Genomic DNA, 24,935 nt, shown 5'->3' on the forward strand with positions numbered 1-24,935 from the left:
ATGACGCAAGCGAATAAAGTCCTAGTGGGTGTCGTGATGGGTTCCTCTTCTGATTGGGACGTGATGCAAAACGCCGTCGCGATTCTGAAGGAATTCGGTATTCCGTTTGAAGCGCAGGTGGTGTCGGCACACCGCATGCCGGATGAAATGTTCAGCTATGCCGAGACAGCGCGCGAACGCGGCATTCGTGCGATTATCGCTGGCGCTGGCGGCGCGGCGCATTTGCCTGGCATGATCGCGGCAAAAACCATCGTGCCGGTATTTGGTGTCCCTGTGCCATCCAAATATCTGCGTGGCGAGGATTCATTGTTGTCGATCGTGCAGATGCCAAAAGGCATACCGGTAGCGACCTTTGCGATCGGTGAAGCCGGGGCGGCGAATGCGGCGCTGGCAGCAGTCGCAATGCTGGCGACAACCGACGAGGCATTAGCGCAAAAGCTGATCGATTTCCGAGTCAGACAGACGCAAGTCGCACGCGACATGGTGTTGCCCGTCTGAAAATAACGGCAAGCATAGCCATTGCTCATCATCAGAGTTGCGGCGAGGGAAAGTTTGTCAGAGATAATTTCTCTCGCGCAGCGTTTTGATTCGGATATTTTTTTGCTTAATTTGTGGATAGCTGATGGAAGTAAGTCGCTTCGCTCAGGCTATTCAGTCTAATCGGGCCATTTAATCAGACTGACCTTAGTTAGCAGCATCAGTCGCTTTATATACTCCGGGGGAGTATTTTTAAACCCCCTTTGTTTTTGCCGACATTAGCTGGTTTTTTGCATTTTCAGGGGGGAGTATATGATTTCTCCTGCCTTATTCTCGTAATCGTTGGCGATGCTCAGTCATCGCGTCACTTTCAGACAGACATCATGAATATCGACAAACAAGTACGTCCTCGACAAGCCCTGTTACCCAATACAGAAAAAAGCTGTCTCGGCATTATGGGCGGCGGTCAGCTGGGTCGCATGTTCGCGCATGCCGCGCAGGCGATGGGTTACAAGGTTGCCGTGCTGGAGCCTGAGGCTGGCTGCCCTGCAGCGCAAGTTGCTGAACATCATGTACAGGCAGACTACGATAGCCCCGAAGGTCTGAAGGCCTTGCTGGCGTTGACGAAACATATTTCGACTGAATTTGAAAACGTCCCCGCGGATAGCATGAAGGAACTGGCTTACGACGGTTTCGTGTCTCCTTCCGGCGATTGCGTGTCGATTGCGCAAGACCGGCTGATAGAAAAACGCTTTTTCACCCGTTGCAGTCTGCGTACCGGTATTTTCCCGACGCCGCACTGGGGTATTTCGCGTAAGGAAGACGTGACCAGCGCGAAAGATGATTTGTTGCCTGGTATTTTAAAAACCGTGCGTCTTGGTTACGACGGCAAAGGTCAGGCGCGTGTCCGTAATCGCGAAGAACTGGCGGCAGCTTTTATCAGCATGCGCGGTCAGGCCTGCGTGCTTGAAAAAATGCTGCCACTCGCCTACGAAATTTCTGTTCTGGTCGCACGAGGTGTCGATGGTCAGGCCGTGGTTTACCCTATCGCCGAAAACGTGCATCGCGATGGCATCCTGTTCACGACGCTGGCGCCGAGCCCGAGCGTATCTGCCGATGTCGCCGATGCTGCGCAAAAAGCCGCGTTGACGATCATAGAAGAGCTGGGTTACGTCGGCGTGCTGTGCATCGAATTTTTTGTGCTGACCGACGGCACTCTGGTCGTGAATGAAATGGCACCGCGTCCGCATAACAGCGGCCATTACACCATTGATGCCTGCGTCAGCAGCCAGTTTGAACAGCAGGTTCGTGCGCTCGCACAGTTGCCGTTGGGCGATGTGCGTCAGCATTCACCTGCAGCGATGCTGAATATTCTTGGCGATGTCTGGTTCAGCGGCAGCAGCGACACGCCACGTGAACCCGTCTGGGATCAGATACTCGCAATACCGGGCGCTCACTTGCACTTGTATGGTAAGGCGGAAGCACGGCGCGGGCGCAAGATGGGACACATCACTTTCGTTGCGCCAACGATGGAACAAGCGCGGGCAGCATTACATCAAGCCTGCGGCATTTTAGGTCTGGCAGCACCGGAGCAGGCATGAATGTAGTGGTATCAACACCCGACGCAATTGTCACGGCAGCGCAGGCGCTGGAGGTTGGTCGTCTGGTCGCATTTCCGACTGAAACCGTCTACGGGCTCGGGGCCGACGCTGAAAACCCGGCTGCAGTCGCTGATATTTATAAAGCCAAGGGACGTCCATCGGATCATCCTGTGATCGTGCATGTTGCTCCCGGTGCCGATATCCGTTATTGGGCAAAAGATATTCCGCACGAAGCAGATCAGTTGATTGCAGCATTCTGGCCGGGACCGTTGACGCTGATTTTAAAACGCGCCGATCATATTCCAGATGCGGTTTCCGGCGGCCAGGATACGGTTGGTATACGCTGCCCTTCGCATCCTGTGGCGCAACAATTATTGCTTGCTTTTAAAAACGGCAAAGGCGGCGTGGCTGCCCCTTCGGCAAACAAATTTGGTCATGTCAGCCCGACTCTGGCGCAGCATGTGGCCGAGGAATTTGCCCAGGAAATTTTGCCTGGCAGCCTGATTGCCGCGGTGCTTGACGGTGGTCAGAGTGAGGTAGGGATTGAATCGACGATCGTTGATCTGAGCCGCTTGGCGACACATGGCCCGGTATTGCTGCGCCCAGGGCAGATCAGTACTGCCCAGTTAGCCGAAGTGCTGGGCGTGACACCTGCCAGCCCGGACGCCGCTGCGCCGCGCGCTTCCGGCACCCTTGATGCCCATTACGCGCCGCAAACACCGGTGGTGCAGGTGGCGCTTGCTGAGTTGGATAATGTTGCTGCGCAATTGCAGGCAAAAGGGAAAACGATCGCATTGCTCTGTTACCAGCTGCATCCCGGAATCGTGGCGCTGGCAGTGCGGCAGTTACCGGCAGATGCGGCTGGTTATGCACATGATTTGTATGCCGGTTTGCGTGAACTGGATCATGCCCATGCTGATCTGATTCTGGTCGAAGCGATACCTCAGGATAAAGAATGGCTGGGCGTGAATGACCGCTTGCGACGCGCCGCGTTTGATTCACGGGATGTTTTACAGAAAATACTGCAAGCCTGAGTTGACGCCAGTGTTGACGGCATCCGCGGGAGTTTTTGGTATTTGCGCGATTTATTTATAGATGATTTTCATCACCAGAATAAACATCGCCAGTGCCAGCGTCACTGCGTTCGCAATGATGATGGGCCAGGCATGCAACAGTATTCCGTAGACCATCCACATCAGCACGCCGCAAACCATGATCAGATACATACCGGTGGAAACGCCCTCGGCGCGTTTGTGTTGCCAGGTTAACCAGGCTTGTGGCACAAACGCACTGGTAGTCAGGCAAGCGGCGATATAGCCGATCACATCGGATGTCAGTGTGAACATGGCAGGTTATTTGGATGATGCGTGGATAAACTGGCCACCGTGAAAAATCAGCGGTGCCTGTTGGGTGAATTCGCAATGTTCAACTTCACCAACAAAAATGACGTGATCGCCTTCTGGATAGCGGCTGCGGTTATGGCATTCAAACCAGGCAGAGGCGCCTTTCAGGATAGGATGACCGGTACGCGACAAGGTGTATTCGACGCCCTCGAACCTGTCAGTTTTACGGCTGGCAAACTGTTCTGCCAGCCAGGCTTGTTGGTCGGACAGTACGTTAACCACGTAATGTGAGTTGCCGGTGAACACAGGCATGCTATTGGCAGCGTTACCGAGGCTCCATAAAACCAGTGGCGGCTCGAGTGAAACAGAATTGAATGAGCTGGCAGTGAGGCCGAGAAACTGTCCGTTTGCCAGCTTGGTGGTAATGACTGTCACGCCAGTCGCAAACTGAGACAGGGCGTGGCGGAAGTGGCGGGTATCAAAATCACGTTTTTCGGCGCGGGGAGAGCGGGTATGCATCAGTCATCCATCAATTTTTGCGACATTATCCCAGATTTCGCTCTGGCCGTTGATCTGCGGCAGGTATTCCCTCTTGGGACGGGCGACTGTGGTAAACTTGCGCCCTTGTCAAAATCTGGATTCATACTTTAAGTAATTGATTCTTTTGGTTTTTTTATTTTATCTTAAGACTTGTGCAAAATGGCCCTGGCTGCTTGATCGTTCCGGATTGCACTCAGTGTATGGCCTTCGTCGTTATGTCCAGTCCGCATAATTTTGTACCGGTCTTATCTTTAAATGAAGTGATAACTATGTTCCTGACTACAATTTGCCGTCGCCTCAGTTTACTGCTGGTTTTGTTCGGTCTGACATGTACAGTTTTTGCACAAGGTGTGACGCAACGTCAGTTTCCGCCGAACACCATGCGTGGTGAACTCGATATGTCCTCGTATCCGGATATCCGTTTGGATGGAAAACCACGCTACCTGGCGCCATCCAGCCGCATATACAACGCGGATAATCTGATCGTGCTGGCAGCTTCGCTGGATGCGCCGAAAATTGTGGTGAATTACACGGAGAATTCTTTCGGTGATATTGATAAGGTCTGGATACTGACATCGGATGAGATGCCGAAACAATTACCCAAGCCAGAAGTCTGGGCACCGATACCATTTAAAAATCCGGAAATTAAGTAAATAAGTTTCCGTCGGCTGTTTTCTCGCTGTCAGCAGATGTCGCTTTGTTTGAGAAGGTGAATCGGTTTTCCTGCGTGATGAGTTTGTGTATGTTCGAATACAGCCGGAATCCGGTTATTGCCTGCGGCGTTTCATATTGAGAAAGCGGGCTGTTTTACAGAAAAAAATGATGCAAAAAAAAGTATTTATTAAAACCTTCGGTTGCCAGATGAATGAGTACGACTCAGACAAAATGGCAGACGTGTTGAATGCCGCTGATGGCATGGTAAAAACCGACTCTCCGGATGATGCTGATGTGATTCTGTTGAATACCTGCAGCGTGCGCGAGAAAGCATCCGAGAAAGTGTTTTCGGATCTGGGACGTCTGCGTGAACTGAAGCGTAAAAGACCTGATCTGCTGATCGGTGTCGGTGGCTGTGTCGCCTCGCAGGAAGGCGATGCCATCATCAAACGCGCGCCGTATGTTGATGTCGTATTTGGCCCGCAGACTCTGCACCGCTTGCCGCAACTGATTGATGCACGCCGCTTGTCCGGTCGCTCGCAGGTTGATATCAGTTTTCCGGAAATAGAAAAATTTGATCACATGCCACCAGCGAAGGTGGAAGGTGCGACGGCCTACGTTTCTATTATGGAAGGCTGCAGCAAATATTGCAGTTACTGCGTGGTTCCTTATACCCGCGGTGAAGAAGTGTCGCGTCCCTTTGATGATGTGCTGGCTGAAGTAGCCGGTCTCGCTGCGCAGGGGGTAAAAGAAATTTCCCTGCTGGGGCAGAACGTGAATGCCTACCGTGGCGTGATGGAAGATGGCGAGATTGCTGACTTTGCTTTGCTGATTGAATATGTCGCTGAATTTCCGCAGATAGAACGGATTCGTTTCGTGACCAGCCATCCGAAAGAATTTACTCAGCGACTGATCGATTGCTACGCAAAAGTGCCGAAATTGGTGAACCACTTATACCTTCCTGCACAACACGGATCAGACCGTATTTTGTCGGCAATGAAGCGAGGCTATACCGCAATCGAATATAAATCCGTATTGCGCCGCCTGAAGCAGGTGCGACCTGAGATGTCGGTATCTTCCGATTTTATCGTCGGTTTCCCCGGCGAGACGGACGAAGATTTCAATGCCTTGATGAAGCTGATTGATGATGTCGGTTTCGATAACAGCTTCAGCTTTATCTTCAGCCCGCGCCCCGGTACGCCAGCCGCCAATCTTGCTGATGACACGCCAGCGGAATTGAAGTTACGCCGCTTGCAAACCTTGCAAGCGGTCATTGACGCGAATACCAAAAAATACAGTAACGCGATGATAGGTACCGTGCAGCGCATTCTGGTTGACGGGCCTTCGGTCAAAGACCCGAATGAGTTACAGGGGCGTACGGAAAATAATCGGGTAGTGAATTTTGCCGGCGGCAAAGAATTGATAGGAACGCTGGTAAATACGCGCATTACTGAATCCTATAATTACTCTTTGCGTGGCGAGTTGATCGACGAGACTGTGACTGCATGATGGCTAAGACTCCGGTGCCCGTTTCTCATTTCATTCCGCAACCGTTGGATAACACCCGCCTCGCTCACCTGTGCGGCCCGCTGGACGAAAATTTGCGTCAGATTTCAGCCGCGCTGGATGTGACGATTTTTCGTCGCGGTAAAAAATTCATTATCAGCGGACATAACGCTGAACGGGCATTGGCATTACTCGAGCAGTTTTATCTGCTGGCGAAAAAGCCGGTATCGGTGGATGAGGTGCAGTTAGCCTTAGTCGAACAAACGGCGCATCAGAACCAGAAAATGCCGATGCTGGCAGCGTTGGAAGAATCCGCTGAAGAAATAAACGCTGGTGAACTGGAAAGCCCGGTGCTGAAAACCCGCCGTAGCGATTTGCGCGGTAGAACACCGCACCAGACCCAGTATCTGCGGGCGGTAGTCGAACACGATATTACGTTTGGGATTGGCCCTGCCGGTACCGGTAAAACGTATCTCGCCGTTGCCTGTGCCGTGGATGCGCTGGAGCGCGATGCCGTCAAACGGATTATTCTGACGCGTCCGGCGGTTGAGGCCGGTGAGCGCCTGGGTTTCTTACCGGGTGATCTGGCGCAAAAGGTTGATCCGTATCTGCGTCCTTTGTACGATGCCTTATACGATTTGTTAGGTTTTGACCGCACTCAAAAAATGTTTGAGAAACAGGCGATAGAAATTGCACCGCTGGCTTATATGCGCGGCCGTACCTTGAATCACGCCTTCATCATTCTCGACGAGGCACAAAACACCACGCCGGAACAAATGAAAATGTTCCTGACCCGCATAGGTTTTGGCAGCAAGGCTGTCGTTACCGGTGACGTGACGCAGGTGGATTTGCAGCGGGGTCAGAAAAGTGGTCTGATCGATGCTTGCCAGGTACTGAAAGATGTACGCGGTATCGCTTTCACACAATTCACCAGTGCTGATGTTGTGCGCCATCCTCTGGTCGGACGCATCGTCGATGCTTACGAAACGGCGAATGCAGGTAGCACTGCGCAGAGCGCGGCACTCGGTTTATTAAAAAATACAACGCAATTCAGTTCTGTACATCATGGCCGAAAAAAGTAATTCCAAACATAAACTGAACTTATCAGTTCAATACGCAGACCCGCGCTTGCAAGAAATATTACCGCGTCCTTTGTTGCGTAAAACGGTACAGGCCGCCTTATATTTTCCGGCTGAACTGACGTTAAGATTTGTCGATGCAGAGGAAGGGCAGATATTGAATCGCGATTATCGCGGTAAAGATTATGCGACCAATGTGCTGACGTTTGCGTACACCGAAGATGAGGATGCAGAAGTCACTCAGGCCGATATTATTCTGTGTACTGATGTGTTGCAGCGCGAAGCCAGTGAACAGAAAAAATCCGTCGTCGAGCATGCGCAGCACTTGATTGTTCACGGTGTGCTGCATGCACAGGGTTATGATCACGAGACGGATGAAGAAGCTGAAGAGATGGAGGCGCTGGAAATCGCCATCCTCGCCGGTTTAGGTCTTGCAAATCCTTATCAAGACTAAGTTTCAGTATGAAAATGCCGCGCTCTCACCAGCATCATGGCCGCCGTATCAGTATGGGCGGACGTGATGTTGTCGCTTTTGGCCTCGACCGCCATTATCTGCAGGACATTTATTTTTATGCGATGACATCAAGTTGGACGATGTTTTTTTTCGCTGCAGCCGTGGTATATCTGATTTTTAATATAGTGTTTGCTGGGTTGTATGCGCTCGGCGATCATCCTGTTGCGAATCTGACGCCGGATAATTTTCTCGGATATTTTTTCTTCAGCGTAGAGACACTGGCAACGGTCGGCTACGGCAATATGCATCCACAAACGGTCTATGCACATGTGATTTCGTCTGTGGAAATATTTATCGGAATGTCCAGTGTGGCGTTGACGACAGGTGTGATGTTTGCGCGCTTTTCGCGTCCGCGCTCGAACATTATTTTTGCCGATCATCCGGTTTGCCACATGGTTGACGGGCGACGATTACTGATGATACGTCTGGCGAATGCCCGCATGAATATCATCAGTGAAGCATCGGCAAAACTGCGTCTGGTTAAAAATCATGCTTCTCCCGAGACAGGCAGCTTCCGTAAAATTCTTGATCTGGAACTGGAGCGTGACCACCACCCCATTTTTAGTCTGGGTTGGACTGTGATACATGTGATCGACGAGTCCAGTCCTTTATACGGTTACACCAAAGAACAACTGAATGAACTCAATGCGGCATTAGTGCTGAGTATCGAAGGGCTGGATGAAATGACGAATCAGAGCCAGAGGGCGCGTCATTATTATCCGTGTTCATCGATACGCTGGAATCATCGCTATGTTGATATATTGAAGTTTCAAGGCGATACACCACATTTGCATTATGCAAAATTCCATGAATCCGAGAATCTGGATGACATAAGCTGATGCGTTGGCGTGTTTTGCCGGCATGTGCAATACATGCGACCGGCTTTACTTTAAATCTCGTTAATCGCCATTTAATAACAACCTAACAGCCATCGAATAACCGTCTTTTTGTGAAATAACAAGGTGAACGTCTTAACAAAATTTTGGAATCAGGCGTATTTGTTGTATTCTGTAGGATTGAAACAACGGCGTCACGCCTCCTATGCAAGAGCACTCTAGTAAGGTCAGATCAACTGACCTTAAACCCCACAGGTCATTGTTTGAACGATTGACCGCATTCATATCCCCCGAACCTGAAAATCGCGCTGAACTGTTAGAAGTTCTGACCGATGCACAAGAACGCAATCTGATCGACGCTGACGCACTGGCAATGATAGAAGGCGTATTTCAGGTATCTGATCTTTCTGCCCGCGATATCATGGTGCCACGCGCACAAATGGACGTTGTCGATATTTCCCGCCCGCTGGAAGAATGGATGCCGGAAGTACTGCGTACCGCGCATTCGCGTTTCCCTGCTATCGATGGTGACCCTGAAAAAGTGGTCGGGATTCTGCTGGCGAAGGATTTGCTCCGCTATTACGCAGAAGAAGTGTTCGATGTGCGGGATATGCTGCGTCCCGTTATTTACATACCTGAATCAAAGCGACTGAATGTTCTGTTGCGCGATTTCCGTGCCAATCATAATCACATGGCGATGGTGGTTGATGAATATGGTGGCATTGCAGGTGTGATTACAATCGAAGATGTGCTGGAACAAATCGTCGGCGACATTGATGATGAATACGATTTCGATGAAGAAGAAGACAATATTCTGGCGCTGGAAAATAAAGGTAACGGCAAGCGCTGGCGCATCAAAGGTCTGACTGAGCTTGAGCAGTTCAACAGTGTTCTTGGTGCGCATATGCCAGGTAATGAGTTGGAAAGCATCAGCGATTTTCTGATACGCCATCTTGGTCAGGTGCCGCATAAAGGCGATGAGTTTGAAATCGGTAATTTACATTTTGAGGTATTGCGTGCCGATGCTGTTGAGGTGCAGATATTGCAGGTTGAGCAGCGACCAGCAAACTTGTTGAAAGAATGAGGCTGGTTTGCTGAAACGATTGTCTCCAGCGGTTTTACTTTCCACTCTGTCTTTCCGTTCTGCGCTGCTGGTGATGGCGCTGGCGGGTGTGGTGGCCGTTGCGGGCTTTGCCCCATTCGGTTTCTGGCCGGGTCAATTGCTGAGCATGGCTTTATTCGCCTCTTTGCTGCTCCGGCCAGGACAGCAGGCGTTTTCTATCCGCCAGTCTGCAGTGCTGGCGTGGGTATTCAGCTTCGTCAGTCTGTTTACTGCAACCAGTTGGTTGTTAGTTGCCATGACGCGTTATGGCGGCATGCCCATCTTTCTTGCTGTTATAGCGCTTGCTTTACTCACATCTTATCTGGCGTTGTTTGCCGCTTTATGTGCGGCAACGCTCGCCTGGCTGCGGCAACGTTGGCAAGTTAATCCCACAATCTGTGCCGTATTGTTATTCCCTGCTTTATGGCTGCTGAATGAATGGCTGCGCGGTTATTTATTCACTGGCTTTCCATGGGCAATTATCGGCTATGCACATACTGCCAGTCCGCTCGCGGGCTATGCGCCTGTGCTTGGCGTTCTTGGGCTAGGCTGGCTCGTCGCCCTCTGCGCAGGCGGATTGGGTTTGATGATCTTTACAGACAGCAGGCGTGTACGCTTGTTGGTTCTTGTCGCTGTCATTGCGCTGTTTGGTGGCGGTCAGTATCTGACCACGATCACATGGACTCAGCCTCTGGGCCAGCCTTTAACTATCAATCTGATACAGGGCAATGTTGAACAGGATAAAAAATTCGATCAGGATCACCTGAATGATTCCCTGCATTTGTACCATGATCTGATACTGCAATCGAAAGCGGATCTGGTCGTCACGCCGGAAACGGCATTGCCGATGTTGTCATCGCAATTGCCGCCTGATTATTTGCCTGCCATTAACGCGTTTGCACAAAAAAATCAGAGTGCAGTTGTGCTCGGTGTTGCCGTGCACGACGGTGGCAGTCGCTATGCAAACAGTGTTTTAGGTTTCTCACCGTCTTATGAGCAGCAAGCCTATCGCTACGACAAGCATCATCTGGTGCCTTTCGGTGAATTTATTCCTTTCGGTTTTCGTTGGTTTGTCGATCTCATGCATATTCCTTTGGGTGACTTTACCAAGGGGAATGCGATTCAGGCGCCGATGCAGGTAAGAGATCAGTTTGTATTGCCGAATATCTGTTATGAAGATCTGTTTGGTGACGAAATCGCTGCACAACTGGCATCACAAAACAGTTCAGGTAAAGACGTTGCCAGCCTGTTGTTGAATGTCTCGAATATGGCATGGTACGGTGATTCCATTGCGATCCCTCAGCATTTACAGTTTTCCATGATGCGTGTTCTGGAAACAGGACGTCCTATGCTGCGGGCGACAAATACTGGTGCGACTGCGGTAATTGACGTTGGTGCGCGACTGGTGACGCAACTGCCCTACCTGCAACAGGGGATATTGCAGGCGACAGTGCAGGGGCGGCAAGGCGTGACGCCGTATATACGTTGGGGCAATGCAATCGTGATGTTGCTGGCACTATGCAGTCTGATACTAGCAGCTTATTTGACTCACAGATCTGCGCGTTCATGTCAGCGCGAGTCCTGAAGCGTTGTCTGTAAGCTCTGTTGATTTTGAAATAGAAAATGCCGCCCATTTGTTAAAACGGGCGGCATTTTTTTCATGAACTTCATCCTGCTGACGCATTACTGCGTCATTGTGATTTCGCAGCGAATCAGGCTTTCTTGCTGTTGGTTTCTATATCGGCCAGGCATTCTTTACCGCGCTGACTGATTTCATGCAGCCCTGATTCGGGATTGATTTGTATGTGTCCCTTTTTTTCCAGAAATATAGCGACAGGCCCGGATAGCTTGGTTCCGGCGTCATTTGCAATTGCGCGCAGACCATCGATACATTGCTTGATGAACAAAACCTGACGACCGTTCTCAGTCAGTTCCAGGCTGCCGTCCTTACGGTACGCGACCAGTTTGATACCGGTCAGACGTTTCGTATTTCTGCCTATGCAGGCATTAGGTTTAACGTTTTTAGGCAGTTTGCTGATCTGTTCCAGAGCATCGTATTCATCAATACTTAATTTGTGATTCATTGTGGCTTTCTTTTTCGGGATGTCGCTGAACTGAAGCTGCCAGCGACGATATTTACTGCAATTGTTGCCAATATCCACAGATCAGCGGACATATGCCGCACCGGTCTGGCAGAGATATTTTCGAATGGGAATATATCATAGCACCGCCAACTTTCCCGGTTTTGCGCCGTGATCATAGAATTCAAGTTTTTCGGTAGCAGGCGAGAAAGGGCTTGTGAAACGCCATTTGCTAAATGACGTCACTAAGTGAGGCAATAAGTGAGGCAATAAATCGCCGAAAGTAGTTGAACTACATTTACTGATTTGTTCTTTGTGGAAGAAACGCAACGAGGCTGCACCTTATCTACTCTCAGTTTTCGCATAGGTTTGATAGTTAAAGTAGTTTTTTGTAGTCTCTGTTTGACAAATAATCTAGTTTTAGTACAAAATTGTTTTCGGAACGTTGGGTTCTGAGTGCACTTTGAAACAAAGTATCACTCCTGAGGTGTAGGTCAAATATAAGAGTGAGGGGACATTAAATGAAGCACGCTATGCAGAAGCGCGAGCATGGGCAGGATTTTGCGCGCCCGGGTTTTAAGTTGAGTCCTGTTGCGGCAGGTTGTGCAGTGTTGGTCTTGAGTCTGACCGGTATTGCACATGCGCAGCAGACTGCAGAAAACACTGTCGTTGTTACCGGTATCCGCAAAGGTATCGAAGATGCGATCAGTGTGAAAAAAAATTCCAATTCCATCGTCGAAGCGATTTCTGCTGAAGATATCGGCAAATTGCCCGATACCAGCATCGCTGAATCGATTGCCCGCTTGCCAGGTTTATCCGCGCAACGTGTGAATGGTCAGGCACAACAAATCAGTATTCGTGGCACCTCCGGCGATTTATCGACGGTCACACTGAATGGCCGTGAACAAGCCAGCACCAGTGCCAGCCGCGTGGTTGAGTATGACCAGTATCCTTCCGAACTGATCAATGGTGTGACTGTCTATAAAACTGCAGACTCATCTCTGGTCGGACAAGGTCTGTCAGGTACGGTTGATTTGCAGACCGTTAAGCCGCTGGCATTTGGCGGGCGCACTATTTCCCTCAATGCACGCGGCGAGAAAAATTCTCTCGGCAGTGAAAGCCCGGGCGCACCAAGTACCGGCAATCGTTTCAGCGCGTCCTACATTGATCAGTTTGCGAACCGCACCATCGGTCTGGCCGTCGGCGTTGCGCACAGCGACAAACCGAACGTCAACAATTTTTTCGAAACCTGGAACTGGGTTGAAGGAAATAACGGCGTTCCTGCAGGCGTTAAAGCTCCACAAGGTGTGAAAGGTCTGGCAATCACAGGTAATTCCAAACGTGATGGCGTGATCGGCGTACTCGAGTGGCGGCCATCGAAAAATTTTATCTCGACGTTGGATACTTACTATTCAAAGTTGTCACAAAATGAAATTCGCCGTGGCGTGGAAGTGCCTTTGGAAAGCTGGTCCGGTGCGAATTTCTCTAATCTGAATATTGTCAACGGACTCGCCGTTGGCGGTACGATCAATGCCAGCCCTGTGATCCGGAATAACTGGTTCACTAAAGAGAGTGATATCAAAGCATTTGGCTGGAATAATAAATTCACTGTTGATCAATGGACTGCCGTCGCGGATTTTAGTCATTCATCGGCGAACATTCATGAAAAACTCATAGAGATCAACTCTGGTCGCAGCGCAGGTAATATCTCCTACAATTATCTGAACGGACGTGACATTCCTACCTTTACTTTTGCTGACAGTCTTTCTGATCCTTCTGCGATCAGCATAGGCGGCAAATACGGCGACGGTTATGTGAATGTTCCATCGTTGAGTGACAAGCTCAATTCCATCCGCTTCAGTCTGAAGCGCGATTTCACCGATGGCATGATTTCCAGCGCGGAAGTTGGCGTGAATTATTCCAAACGTGAAAAGACGAAAGAGCACCTGGAAACCGGCTTCGATAAAATCGGCGCAGGGACGTTTTCTCCTGGCGTTTTGTATAGCCCTCAGGACCTCAGTTTCATTGGCTTACCAAGCACGCTGAGCTGGGATATTCCGGGCGTTCTGTCCTCTAATTTCGGCCCCTACAAAGCCGCAGTCCTGAATCCATGGGGCGCGACAAAAAACTGGTCTCTGACAGAAAAAGTTACGACCGGTTATGCGAAGCTGAATCTGGAAACGATGGTGTCCAATATTCCTGTGTCGGGTAACGTTGGTGCACAGGTCGTGCGTACGGATCAGTCATCGACATCGAATGCTTTGTTGTCTTGGCCTATCGCTGCTTTGGTGCCAATTACCGACGGAAAGACTTATACCGACGTTTTACCTAGTGTGAATCTGGCAGCTAATTTGCCTGGTGATCAGGTAATCCGTTTTGGTATTGGTAAATCGATTGCCCGGGCTAAGCTGGATGAGCTGAATGCGGCGCGTGAAGTCGGCCTGTCTAACGGCAAAACCGGAACACCAAGCGGTAACGGTGGTAATGCGCAGCTTGATCCATGGAAGGCAGATTACATTGATCTCTCTTACGAAAAATATTTCGGTAAGAAAGCCTACGTTTCTGCAGCGATATTCCATAAAAACCTGAAATCATATATCTACAAGCAAACGACACCGTATGATTTTTCGGCCATGAATATTGCAGGTGCGACGACAAATATCGGCACATTTACCCAACCGATTAATGGTCAGGGTGGCAAGCTCGAAGGCCTGGAACTGGCGGCATCTCTGCCACTGGATTTGCTGACTTCGGCATTGGATGGCTTTGGATTGACAGCCAATCTGTCGTTGACTAACAGCGCTATTTCTATCAAAGACAGCCGTTTCGGTAGTCAGAGCGTTCCTTTGCCAGGTCTTTCCAAGAGCGTCGCAAATATCACCGCTTACTATGAAAAGAACGGCTACTCTGCACGTATCAGTCAGCGCCGCCGCAGCGATTTTGTTGGCGAAATCGGTGGCCCGGGTGGACAGAACGAGCTGACGTTTGTGAAGGCGGATAATGTCGTCGATCTGCAACTTGGCTATGATTTTTCCAGTGGATTTGCGAAAGGCGCATCGTTACTGTTCCAGGTGAATAATCTGACCGATACCGCGTTCCAGACGTATTCCGGCTCGCCTGATCGTCCACGCGGCTACCAGAAGTATGGTCGCCAGATGTTTGTCGGTATTAATTACAAAATGTAATTGCCCCAGTAATTCAGCACTGTAGTGAATCTGACCCTTCTCTGACGCATGCCGGAGAAGGGTTTTTCAGCATGGCTGTGATTGCCTTCATCATCTGAAAAACATTCAAGCATAAAATGTGAAGACTTTGCGGTCGCAATGCCAGATTTCATCCGGCCTCACACATAATACGGGGACACCAAGATGCCTAGTTTGACCAATAAACCCCTGCTGTCTTTCTGGCAGTTGTGGAATATGAGTTTCGGATTTTTTGGAATTCAATTCGGGTTTGCATTACAGAACGCCAATACCAGCCGCATATTTTCAACCCTGGGTGCCAGCCCGGATGATCTCCCTTTATTCTGGCTGGCGGCGCCGGTCACCGGTCTGCTGGTGCAGCCAGTGATAGGCTATCTCAGCGATCACACCTGGCATCCGACATGGGGCCGTCGCCGGCCATTCTTTTTTATCGGCGCAATTCTGGCCTCGCTGGCCTTGTTTCTGATGCCGAATTCTTCTGCGTTATGGATGGCCGTCCTGGTGCTGTGGCTGATGGATGCGGCGATCAATGTGTCGATGGAGCCGTTCCGCGCCTTCGTTGGCGACAAGCTGAATCCGGAACAGCAGACAGCAGGATTTGCGATGCAGACTTTTTTCATCGGTTGCGGTGCGGTCATTGCATCATTGCTGCCGACCCTGTTTTCAGACGTGTTTGGTTTCAGTAATGAGTCATTGAACGGTACGATTCCTGACACGGTCCGATATTCATTCTATGCCGGTGGTGCTATCTATTTTCTGGCAGTGATGTGGACGGTATTTTTCAGCTACGAATTGCCACCGGCCGATCTGCAGGCGTTTCAGGCGGCTCGTCAGAAAAAAGTCGGAATGGCTCACGTAGTCAAAGAGATCATGGCCGGTTTTCGTCAGATGCCGCAGACCATGGTGCAACTGGCGATCGTACAGTTTTTTACTTGGATCGCTTTGTTTTCGATGTGGATTTACACCACGTCAGCGGTGGCCGATAAGGTATTCGGCACGACGGATTCTCATTCCGGTATTTTTCAGGATGCCGGAAACTGGGTGGGAACCATGTTTGCCGTCTACAACGGTGTGTCGGCGCTGGCAGCATTTTTGCTACCGGTTTTTGCCCGACTGACCAGCAAAAAGATGGTTCATCTGACCTGTCTTGTGCTCGGTGGCCTGGGCTTGATGAGCATGTTCCTGATCACCCAAAAAGAATGGCTGCTGCTGCCTATGATCGGTGTCGGTGTCGCATGGGCCAGTATTCTGACTATGCCGTATTCGATACTCGCGTCTGCATTGCCGGCTGAAAAGATGGGCTACTACATGGGCGTGTTTAACTTCTTTATCGTGATTCCACAAATTGTCAGCGGCTTGTTGTTAGGCTTTGTGACGAAGACTTTCTTTCACGGACACACCATGCAAACGCTGGTGCTTGGTGGTGCCTGCATGATACTGGCGGGCTTGCTGACTCTGATCGTGAAAGATGAGTCGCATAGATAAGCCGCGATGTCGTTTGGTTTAAAAAATCATCTTTATTTTTGTCTGAGTTTTGATTGTATTACGCTGATTTGAATTCAGGTTGCGGTGTCTCCAATCTCCTCTGGCGCAACCTGATACTTTTCTTTCGTCAGCGCCCCAATTCCGCATTGACCGGTAAGAGCTCCGCCATGAAAAAAAACCTCCTGTTCTGTATTCCAATTTTATTCCTGTGTTTTAGCAGTTTATGTGTATCGCCTTCAGCCCGCGCAGAGAGTACGGGCAATGAAGTTCACCTGAAAGCCGAAAGCCACGGCAGCGATAGCAGCCAAAAAAATAAAATTCCATTGTCTGAGAAACCCTTCTTTACCTGGGACAATGCGACCATCTATTTTTTGCTGACCGACCGTTTTTACAATGCAAATCCTGCGAATGATCTTGCTTACAGCAGGAAAAAAGATGCGGCACCATTGCGTGCTTATATGGGCGGTGATCTGGCCGGAATTACTGCGAAAATAAAAGAAGGCTATTTCAATCAGCTGGGTGTGGATGCGATCTGGCTGACACCGCCAGTCGAACAGATACATGGTGCAACCGATGAAGGCAGTGGCAAATCATACGGTTTTCATGGTTATTGGGCGCGCGATTTCACCAGCGTTGATGCCAATCTTGGCACGGAAGCCGATATGCACGAACTGGTCGATACCGCGCACGCACATGGCATACGCGTCTTGCTGGATATCGTCATGAATCACGTCGGCCCGCAGACTGAGCAAGATACTGCCTGGCCGGAAAGTTGGGTGCGCCATGCGCCTGTCTGTACCTACAAGGATGTGGCCAGTACCGTCAGTTGCACGTTAGTGCAAGGCTTGCCGGACATCCGTACCGACAGTAATGAGTCGACGCCATTGCCGTCATTTCTGATCGACAAGTGGAAAGCCGAAGGCCGTTATGCCAAAGAAATCGGCGAGCTTGATCAATTTTTTCAACGTACCGGCTATCCGCGTGCGCCAAAGTATTATCTGATGAAATGGCATACCGACTGGATACGGAAATACGGTGTTGACGGCTTTCGTGCCGATACCGTCAAGCACGTTGAGCCAGATGTCTGGAAAGAACTGAAACAACTCGCCAGCAGTGCTTATGAAGAGTGGAAAACCGCAAACCCCAAGAAAAAAATCGGGGACACGCCTTTTTTTATGACCGCAGAAGTTTATGGTTATTCGATCACTGAAGGCCAGAAGTTCACGATGGATGGTGGCAGCCAGATTAATTTTTACCAAAACGGTTTTGATAATCTGATTAATTTTGGCTTCAAGTCTGATGCGAAGAAAGATCGTGAGCAGCTCTTCAGCACGTATTCAGCGCGACTGCACGGTGATTTGCAAGGTTATTCGGTTCTCAACTACATCAGCTCTCACGATGACAGCGCACCTTTTGATCTGCAACGACACCAGCCTTTTGAGGCGGCGACGCGACTCTTGCTGAGTCCGGGCGCAGCGCAGATTTATTATGGCGACGAAACCGCGCGTGATATCGATGTGAAAGAAGCGCAGGGCGATGCCAGACTGCGTTCCTTCATGAACTGGGACGCGCTGAAAGCCAATGCTATGCAACAGGATTACCGGATTGCCGATGTACTCGCACACTGGCAAAAACTAGCGTCATTCAGAAGGCTGCATCCTGCCATCGGCGCGGGAAGACATCAGAAAATCAATGATCGTCCTTATACATTCAAGCGCACATACGACGACCACGGGCGGCACGACAAGGTAGTGGTGGCCTTAGATTTACCTGCACATCAGGATAATCCGATTTCAGTTACCGGCGTATTTTCTGATGGTCAGCGATTACGCGACCATTATTCAGGAAAGACTGCAATCGTCATTAACGGCCGCGTGACTTTTGCGAGCCAGTTTCCGATTGCTCTGATTGCACAGGATGCACCATGAAACAGAAAACGCATTTCAAACGCATCTCATGTCTGGCAACGCTGGCGCTGTTGATGCAGTTCTGTGTGACTGATCTTGCCGCGCAAAATCTCAGCCGCAGCATACAGCGTGTTTCTGTTCAGCCTGCTTATCTCGAAGTGGTAACGAATGATGGCCGCTATCTATTCAAGCCGTATACAAAAAATATTATCGAGACCAGTTTTATTCCGGCGGGCGAACATTTTCAGCAAGCCTCACATGCGGTGGTGTTGAAGCCGGAAAAAATCAAAGCACAGCTTCGTACTGATGCCCAGCATCTCAGCTATATCGCCGGCAATATGGCAGTTCATATCAATCGTGCGCCATTCCAGATCAGTTATACCTACAAAAATAAAGCCCTGATTGCAGAACATGAGGGTTATCAGCAATCGGCACAGGGGCGAAGTCTGGATTTCCAGCTGGATCAGGATGAGGCTTTATATGGCGCAGGTGCCCGCGCCCTTGGCATGAACCGGCGTGGTTATCGCCTGCCTTTATATAACAAAGCGCATTACGGTTACGAAGAACATTCCGAGCAAATGAATTTTGCTATGCCTCTGGTTTTTTCTTCCAAAATGTACGGCATACATTTTGATAATCCGACGACAGGATTTCTCGATCTCGACAGTAAAAAGAAAAATCTGCTCGCCTATGAAAGCCTGAGCGGACGCCAGACTTATCAGGTGATTGCGGGCGATAGCTGGGAAGACATTGTTTCTGCGTACACGCAACTGACAGGCCGGCAACCATTGCCGCCGCGTTGGGCCTTCGGTAATTTCGCCAGCCGCTTTGGATATCATTCAGAATCCGAGGCACGTTCGGTACTGGCGAAATATAAGGAAGAGCAGATTCCTGTTGATGCGATTATTTTTGACCTGTACTGGTTCGGAAAAGAGATTAAAGGAACCATGGGCAATCTCGCTTTTGATCGCGATAATTTCCCGCAACCCAAAAAAATGATTGCCGACTTTGCGCAACAAGGCGTCAAAACCATACTGATTACTGAACCGTTTATCCTGACCAGTTCGGCCAGATGGAAAGAAGCCGTTACAGAAAATATTCTGGCGAAAGATCAGCAAGGTCAGCCTTATACCTATGATTTTTATTTCGGTCACACTGGCCTGATTGATCTGTTCGATAAGCATGCACAACAATGGTTCTGGAATATCTATAAAAATCTGAAAGCCGAAGGTGTTGCCGGATGGTGGGGCGATCTGGGCGAGCCGGAAGTGCATCCTGCCGGTCTGCAGCATCAAACCGGATCGGCAGAGCAGGTCCATAATATTTACGGGCATCAATGGGCGAAACTCATTGCGGAAGGCTACCGCAAAGAATATCCGCAAGAACGGCCTTTCATTCTGATGCGCGCGGGTTATTCCGGCTCGCAACGTTTCGGTATGATTCCGTGGTCGGGCGACGTGAACCGGACCTGGGGTGGTTTGCGTTCGCAACCCGAAATTGCGCTGCAAATGGGAATGCAGGGAATGGCGTATATGCATTCTGATCTTGGCGGTTTTGCCGGTGCCAATCTGGACGACGAGTTATATACACGCTGGTTGCAATATGGTGTATTTCAACCTGTGTTCCGCCCGCATGCACAGGAGGAAGTTGCCTCAGAACCGGTGTTTCGTGAGCCTGCGACGCGGGCGCTTGCCAAGGCGGCGATAGCGTTGCGCTACCGCCTGTTGCCGTATAACTATACGCTGGCATTTGAGAATAACCAGCATGGCTGGCCACTGATGCGCCCGCTGTTTTTTGCCGAACCAATGAATCCGGTGTTGACCTCGGCATCCGACAGTTATCTGTGGGGGCGTGATTTATTGGTGCATCCTGTACTGAGTGCAGGTCAGAAAAAGGCAGACATTTACTTTCCAGTCAGCAGTAACTGGTTTGATTTTTATACGGGGCAGACTTATGCCGCAGGCAGCCGCCAGAGCATCGATATCGTTCGTGAACATATTCCGGTTTTTGTTCGTGGCGGTGCGTTCATTCCCATGACAAAGCCGCTGCAGAATACCCGGGAGTATTCGACTCAGACGCTTGATTTACACTACTACTATGACCCCGCAGTTGCCTCTTCCCAGTCGCAGTTATACGATGATGACGGTATGACGGCTAAGGCATTTGAACGCGGCGCATACACACTGATGAAGTTTCACAGCGCATACCGGCAACGGCAACTGGTGCTGACACTGGATGCTGTGAATGGTAAAAATAATGGCAATAAGCGTGCCGTCAGCGACAGGCGTGTACAGATGGTCATTCACAATATCGCCGCTGCACCGGAAAAAATTCTGCTGCAACATCAGCCGGTCGCGTTTGCCTGGGATGCGTCCAGCCGGCAAGTGACGCTGGATGTACTCTGGAAGGCGGGCAGCACGGCGAAATTAGTTGTTCAAATGTCGGAATGAGCGCGACAGAATATGCGGAAACCGGCAGCGGCTATGGTAAATTGCTTAACCTTTGTCAGCGCAGACAGCGAGACAAATGTTGGATCATGGTGTGATGAAATTCCGGAAATTAATTAAATAAAAAAACATGGCAGAACACACGTTGGCAGGACCTGCATACGCAGAACACGCAGAACATCATAGCGCCGGGTTTTCCGGTGGCCCACGTTTACTGGCTGACATCGGCGCGACCCATGCCCGTTTTACGCTGGAAACGGCACCCGGAAATTTTTCTGCAGTACGTGTATTGAAATGTGATGATTACACCGGCATCGTGCCCTTGATCCGTGCTTACCTGCATGATCATCAGGGTAGCCGTATTCAACATGCAGCGTTTGCGATTGCCAACCCGATTGACGGCGACGATGTCCGCATGACGAATCGTGACTGGGCTTTTTCTATCGAAGCGGTGCGGCGTGAATTTGGCCTGTACACCTTGCTGATTGTGAACGACTTTACGGCGCTGGCGATGTCTTTGCCCGGCTTGCAGGCAAGCGATGTGATGCAGATCGGCGGCGGCACTGCCGTCGCAAAATCAGTGATAGGCGTGCTCGGCCCGGGTACCGGTCTGGGTGTCTCCGGGCTGATACCTACCTCGGATGGTTTCGTCACTTTGGGCTCCGAAGGTGGGCATGTCAATTTTGCGCCGTGTGATGAACGTGAATATGCGATCTTGCAGTTCGCATGGAAAGAATGGCCGCACGTCTCGACTGAGCGTCTGATTTCCGGCCCCGGCCTGGAGCTGATCTATCGTGCGCTGGCAGCGCGGCATCAGCAGCAGGTGCGCGCCTTATCGGCGCAGGAAATTATGCATGCCGCCTTGCATGAAGCCGAGCCGCTCAGTCTGGAAACCCTGGAATGTTTTTGCGCGATGCTGGGAAGTTTCGCTGCGAATCTGGCGGTAACGCTGGGCGCTTTTGGCGGCATTTATATTGGCGGCGGCATCGTGCCACTGATGGGCGAAAAGTTTGCAGCGTCGCTGTTCCGCAGCCGTTTCGAGGCGAAAGGGCGCTTCAGCAGCTATCTGGCGCAAATTCCAACGTATGTGATTACCACACCGAATCCAGCGTTTTACGGTGTGTCGGCTATCTTGTCTGAGCATTTGCGCGGGCGCAGCGGCGACAGTTCTTTGCTGGATCGCATACAACAGATACAGCTGGAACTGAGCCCGGCAGAGCGTCGTGTTGCGGCGCTGATACTGGAGAATCCGCGCACCGTATTGAATGAAGCGATTGCAGAAATATCGCGTCTGGCCGATGTCAGCCAGCCAACGGTGATCCGTTTTTGCCGCTCGCTGGGTTTTACCGGTCTCGCCGATTTCAAGCTGAAATTTGCCAGCAGTCTGACGGGAACGATTCCCGTACGTCACAGCCAGGTCAGGCGCAATGACAGCACCCACGATCTGAGTGCCAAAGTGATCGATAACACCGTGTCGGCGATTTTAAATTTCCGCGATCAGTTGGAAGTGCACGCGATAGATCAGGCGATTGCCTTATTGCGCAAGGCAAACAAGGTCGAATTTTATGCGATGGGTAATTCCCGCGCGGTCGCGCTGGATGGGCAGCACAAATTTTTCCGTTTCCGCATTCCGACCGCCAATTACGGTGATGCGCATTTGTTCACGATGGCAGCCGAATTACTCAATCCCGGTGATGTCGTGATTGTGGTGTCCAATTCCGGTAAGTTGCCGGAACTGCTGAATGCAGTGGACGTTGCATTGAATGCAGGTGCTGATGTGATTGCGATTGCCCCGCACCAGTCGCCATTAGCGAAAAAAGCCAGCGTCTGTCTGGCGGTGAATCACACCGAAGATAACGCTACATTTTTATCGATGATTTCGCGCATATTGCAGTTGTTGCTGATCGATATTCTGGCCGTCGGTTTATCAGTCGATGCACCACACAGCGCAGACTCCCGCGAGAAAGAAGCGACACGTCTGAGCCATCTGCTGATTTCACATCTGGATAGTTGATATCAGGCGGGTTGCGACACTGGTTTCACGGCAGCGAGGCAGCGAGGCAGCCAGGCTCAGCCGGTTATGGTGTGATGCAGTGTAAGAATTTATTGCACTGCTGCTCAGTAGCGGCGTAAAAAAGTACAATGCTGGTTTAGCGTGACCTGCAATTGCGCTTCATCTGCCTTCTGATCTTACTTTATGTCGCTGCTTCAATCTCTCAAAACCCTCAAAAATAAGTTCAGCTCTGGCTCGCCTGCGGTGGCTTCTGTCACGTCGTCAGTGCAGACGCCGCAGATGCAGAGCGACCCGCTGTTGACGGAAGTGCTGGCCGCTTCATTAAGTGAGGCAGGAATCGCATTTGAACGTTTAGCATCGTGCATACAACTGCCGGAAGGGCTGGCACTGGCCGTGCAGCCGGTGACAACGAATGTGATTGGTGAAGGGCGGGTTCGTAGCTGCACCCGCATACACGCCTGGCATCCACAGTATTTTCCGCAAGGGATATCAGAATATCAGCATGCGCTTGGCGCGGATGAGGCTGCTGCCATCGCTGAAGGCTTTGCGCAATGGATCAAAATGGATCTGGTGGTTTTGCTGGATGCGACGCGTGATGTACCGCGTGATTGCACCGTGATAGAAATGAATGTGGCCGGAGCTTCAGACGTTGTTGACGCGTCTGACGTTGCCGGACTTACCCAGTTCCGTCAGGTGATATTAGGGCCGGTCGCGCATCTGGCGACCAATCCGCCACCAAAGAAAAAAGAAGCGCATCCGTTTTGCCCTTGCTGTTTGTTTACTGAGAGCATGGAGGCATTTCACTCTGTCTTGCAGACCGATCAGTTTCTTGGTGTGCGCCTGTTCGCATCGCGTGATCAGCTCGGTGCGCAGGCAGCGGATTGCCGCGTCAACGGTGAGGATTTTCCCGCGGCATTGCCAGCGCTGACGGCTTATGTAGAAAAATGGCCGCAACGCGGACTGGAATTCCGTAAGCAATATGTGGTGATCCGCACCGTGAGTCGGATAGTGGATGCCAGCGCTGTTCCTTTAAGTAGCACGGATGTGAGTAGCTGAGTTCGCGCAAGAATAACGATGCCGATTGCGAAGGAAGATGAGAATGAACGTATTGCTTAAGCTGATAGCCTTGCTGATTGCTCTGGTGATGACGGCGGTGCTGGTGCTGGCGCCATCGGTGTTTGTCAGCTATGTGCTGCCATTAGTGGACGTCTGGTTCTTTGCACAATCAGAAGAGCAGCAACGGCTGATCTTGCTGGGGGTGAAATGGGTTGCGCCAGCGATTGCTTTGTTGTGTCTGTTATTTTTATTGATTGCACTGGCGCTCAAAACGATACGGCAGAAAGACCGCAATCAGCCGGAGTCTGCCGGGTTCACTCCGCTTGCTGCTGCCACGAATGCTGCTAATGCTGGTATTGCGGATGTTGTGGCTGATGACATTGCGACCGAAGCTGTAACCGAAGCTGTCACTAATACGACGGCTGATGCTACAACTCATACTGCGGCTGAAAAAGAGTCGCAGTAAGATGCACAACGGCAGCTGTTTTATCCTGAATTTCATATACTCCCCCTTGTTTTTATGAAATTACCCCTGATGTCCTTATGAAATAAAGACGTTTTAAGATACTGGGGGGAGTATATTTATTGCTCAGCGGGCACCTTACAGGCAGACTGGACCGAAAGCAAAAAAGGCAGGGAATCCCTGCCTTTTTTTATGTACCGCGTTGTGACGGTATTTTGCGACTACGTTTGCGGCTGAATTACTTCAAGAACTGCTCATTGCCGACCATCCCGATCTTGGTCACCCCAAGACGCTGAGCCGAAGCCATCACTGCAGCCACCGATTTGTACGGCACCACCGCATTCGGACGCAGATGCACTTCCGGTTGATTCGGCTGTGCCGCCACTTCACCCAGCTTCGCTTCGAGTTCGTTACGGCTGGCCACGGCCACACCGTTCCATAACACCGTGCCATCAAAGTCAACGTCGATATTGATCACGACCGGTGGTTCTGTCGGCTTGCTCGGGGTGTTCGTCGGCATGTTCAGATTCACGGAGTGATTCTGAATCGGGATCGTGATGATGAGCATGATGATCAGCACCAACATGACGTCGATTAACGGCGTCATGTTCATTTCTATCATCACTT

General features: G+C 50.6%; 21 protein-coding genes. 17 read left to right on the forward strand and 4 right to left on the reverse strand.

All coding sequences use genetic code 11. The features are described from left to right. The 3 genes from purE to H8K26_RS04310 all read left to right on the forward strand — a co-directional run bounded on the left by purE (position 1) and on the right by H8K26_RS04310 (position 3,112). On the forward strand, positions 1-498 hold the full coding sequence (gene purE, locus H8K26_RS04300; RefSeq protein ID WP_186886171.1) for a 5-(carboxyamino)imidazole ribonucleotide mutase: 498 nt from the start codon (positions 1-3) through the stop codon (positions 496-498). Positions 499-860: 362 nt separating this feature from the next. Next, positions 861-2,078, forward strand: a complete 1,218-nt coding sequence (locus H8K26_RS04305) for a 5-(carboxyamino)imidazole ribonucleotide synthase (RefSeq protein WP_190477533.1) — start codon at positions 861-863, stop codon at positions 2,076-2,078. After that, entirely contained in the window at positions 2,075-3,112 is a 1,038-nt protein-coding gene (locus H8K26_RS04310; RefSeq protein WP_190477535.1) for an L-threonylcarbamoyladenylate synthase, read from the forward strand. Before H8K26_RS04305 ends, H8K26_RS04310 begins: the two co-directional genes overlap by 4 nt. Before the next feature lie 51 nt (positions 3,113-3,163). Here H8K26_RS04310 and H8K26_RS04315 read toward each other — a convergent pair whose 3' ends face one another. Together H8K26_RS04315 and H8K26_RS04320 are read right to left on the reverse strand one after the other, a co-directional pair. Next, a complete protein-coding gene (locus tag H8K26_RS04315) occupies positions 3,164-3,424 on the reverse strand; it encodes a SemiSWEET transporter (protein ID WP_190477537.1) in 261 nt (86 codons plus the stop codon). 6 nt (positions 3,425-3,430) lie between these two features. Then, positions 3,431-3,940 (reverse strand): flavin reductase family protein, encoded by a 510-nt coding sequence (locus H8K26_RS04320; RefSeq protein WP_186886175.1) that lies wholly within the window; start codon positions 3,938-3,940, stop codon positions 3,431-3,433. Positions 3,941-4,230: 290 nt separating this feature from the next. Between H8K26_RS04320 and H8K26_RS04325 the strand changes: the two genes are divergently transcribed. From H8K26_RS04325 to lnt, 7 genes are all read left to right on the forward strand, one after another. After that, positions 4,231-4,614, forward strand: coding sequence for a hypothetical protein (locus H8K26_RS04325; protein ID WP_186886176.1), 384 nt, complete (start codon positions 4,231-4,233; stop codon positions 4,612-4,614). A gap of 169 nt (positions 4,615-4,783) precedes the next feature. Further along, positions 4,784-6,124, forward strand: a complete 1,341-nt coding sequence (gene miaB, locus H8K26_RS04330) for a tRNA (N6-isopentenyl adenosine(37)-C2)-methylthiotransferase MiaB (RefSeq protein WP_186886191.1) — start codon at positions 4,784-4,786, stop codon at positions 6,122-6,124. Next, positions 6,121-7,203, forward strand: a complete 1,083-nt coding sequence (locus tag H8K26_RS04335; protein WP_190477539.1) for a PhoH family protein — start codon at positions 6,121-6,123, stop codon at positions 7,201-7,203. Before miaB ends, H8K26_RS04335 begins: the two co-directional genes overlap by 4 nt. Then, complete coding sequence (ybeY, locus tag H8K26_RS04340) at positions 7,187-7,654, forward strand: rRNA maturation RNase YbeY (protein WP_190477540.1); 468 nt, start codon at positions 7,187-7,189, stop codon at positions 7,652-7,654. Before H8K26_RS04335 ends, ybeY begins: the two co-directional genes overlap by 17 nt. An 8-nt stretch (positions 7,655-7,662) precedes the next feature. After that, complete coding sequence (locus H8K26_RS04345) at positions 7,663-8,553, forward strand: ion channel (RefSeq protein WP_190477542.1); 891 nt, start codon at positions 7,663-7,665, stop codon at positions 8,551-8,553. Positions 8,554-8,755: 202 nt separating this feature from the next. Further along, positions 8,756-9,634: an HlyC/CorC family transporter gene (locus H8K26_RS04350; RefSeq protein WP_190477545.1), complete on the forward strand. Its 879-nt coding sequence runs from the start codon at positions 8,756-8,758 to the stop codon at positions 9,632-9,634. Between the two features lie 7 nt (positions 9,635-9,641). Continuing rightward, on the forward strand, positions 9,642-11,237 hold the full coding sequence (lnt, locus tag H8K26_RS04355) for an apolipoprotein N-acyltransferase (protein ID WP_223826812.1): 1,596 nt from the start codon (positions 9,642-9,644) through the stop codon (positions 11,235-11,237). Positions 11,238-11,364: 127 nt separating this feature from the next. On the opposite strand, the gene H8K26_RS04360 is transcribed toward lnt, so the two are convergent. Further along, positions 11,365-11,736: a hypothetical protein gene (locus H8K26_RS04360; RefSeq protein ID WP_186896545.1), complete on the reverse strand. Its 372-nt coding sequence runs from the start codon at positions 11,734-11,736 to the stop codon at positions 11,365-11,367. Positions 11,737-12,254: 518 nt separating this feature from the next. Between H8K26_RS04360 and H8K26_RS04365 the strand changes: the two genes are divergently transcribed. The 7 genes from H8K26_RS04365 (at position 12,255) to H8K26_RS04395 (ending at position 24,311) form a co-directional block, all read left to right on the forward strand. Next, entirely contained in the window at positions 12,255-14,918 is a 2,664-nt protein-coding gene (locus H8K26_RS04365; protein ID WP_223826813.1) for a TonB-dependent receptor, read from the forward strand. 183 nt (positions 14,919-15,101) lie between these two features. Next, positions 15,102-16,421 carry an MFS transporter gene (locus tag H8K26_RS04370; RefSeq protein ID WP_190477547.1) on the forward strand — a complete coding sequence of 440 codons (1,320 nt, stop codon included), beginning with the start codon at positions 15,102-15,104 and terminating at the stop codon, positions 16,419-16,421. A 167-nt stretch (positions 16,422-16,588) separates the two neighbouring features. After that, positions 16,589-18,349 carry an alpha-amylase family glycosyl hydrolase gene (locus H8K26_RS04375; protein ID WP_190477550.1) on the forward strand — a complete coding sequence of 587 codons (1,761 nt, stop codon included), beginning with the start codon at positions 16,589-16,591 and terminating at the stop codon, positions 18,347-18,349. Then, the gene (locus tag H8K26_RS04380; protein ID WP_223826814.1) at positions 18,346-20,778 is read left to right on the forward strand and encodes a glycoside hydrolase family 31 protein; all 2,433 of its coding nucleotides are present in this window, start codon (positions 18,346-18,348) and stop codon (positions 20,776-20,778) included. The genes H8K26_RS04375 and H8K26_RS04380 overlap by 4 nt, the downstream gene beginning before the upstream one ends. A 127-nt stretch (positions 20,779-20,905) precedes the next feature. Beyond that, positions 20,906-22,789 (forward strand): glucokinase, encoded by a 1,884-nt coding sequence (locus H8K26_RS04385; protein ID WP_190477551.1) that lies wholly within the window; start codon positions 20,906-20,908, stop codon positions 22,787-22,789. Between the two features lie 183 nt (positions 22,790-22,972). After that, a complete protein-coding gene (locus H8K26_RS04390; RefSeq protein WP_190477554.1) occupies positions 22,973-23,845 on the forward strand; it encodes a DUF6348 family protein in 873 nt (290 codons plus the stop codon). A gap of 43 nt (positions 23,846-23,888) precedes the next feature. Next, positions 23,889-24,311 carry a hypothetical protein gene (locus tag H8K26_RS04395; RefSeq protein ID WP_190477557.1) on the forward strand — a complete coding sequence of 141 codons (423 nt, stop codon included), beginning with the start codon at positions 23,889-23,891 and terminating at the stop codon, positions 24,309-24,311. A 235-nt stretch (positions 24,312-24,546) separates the two neighbouring features. Here H8K26_RS04395 and H8K26_RS04400 read toward each other — a convergent pair whose 3' ends face one another. Then, entirely contained in the window at positions 24,547-24,933 is a 387-nt protein-coding gene (locus H8K26_RS04400; RefSeq protein ID WP_190477558.1) for an ExbD/TolR family protein, read from the reverse strand. Positions 24,934-24,935: the final 2 nt, after the last annotated feature.

The sequence above is a fragment of the Cognatundibacterium aquatile genome (assembly GCF_014699135.1).
GTDB classification, from domain to species: domain Bacteria; phylum Pseudomonadota; class Gammaproteobacteria; order Burkholderiales; family Burkholderiaceae_D; genus Undibacterium; species Undibacterium aquatile.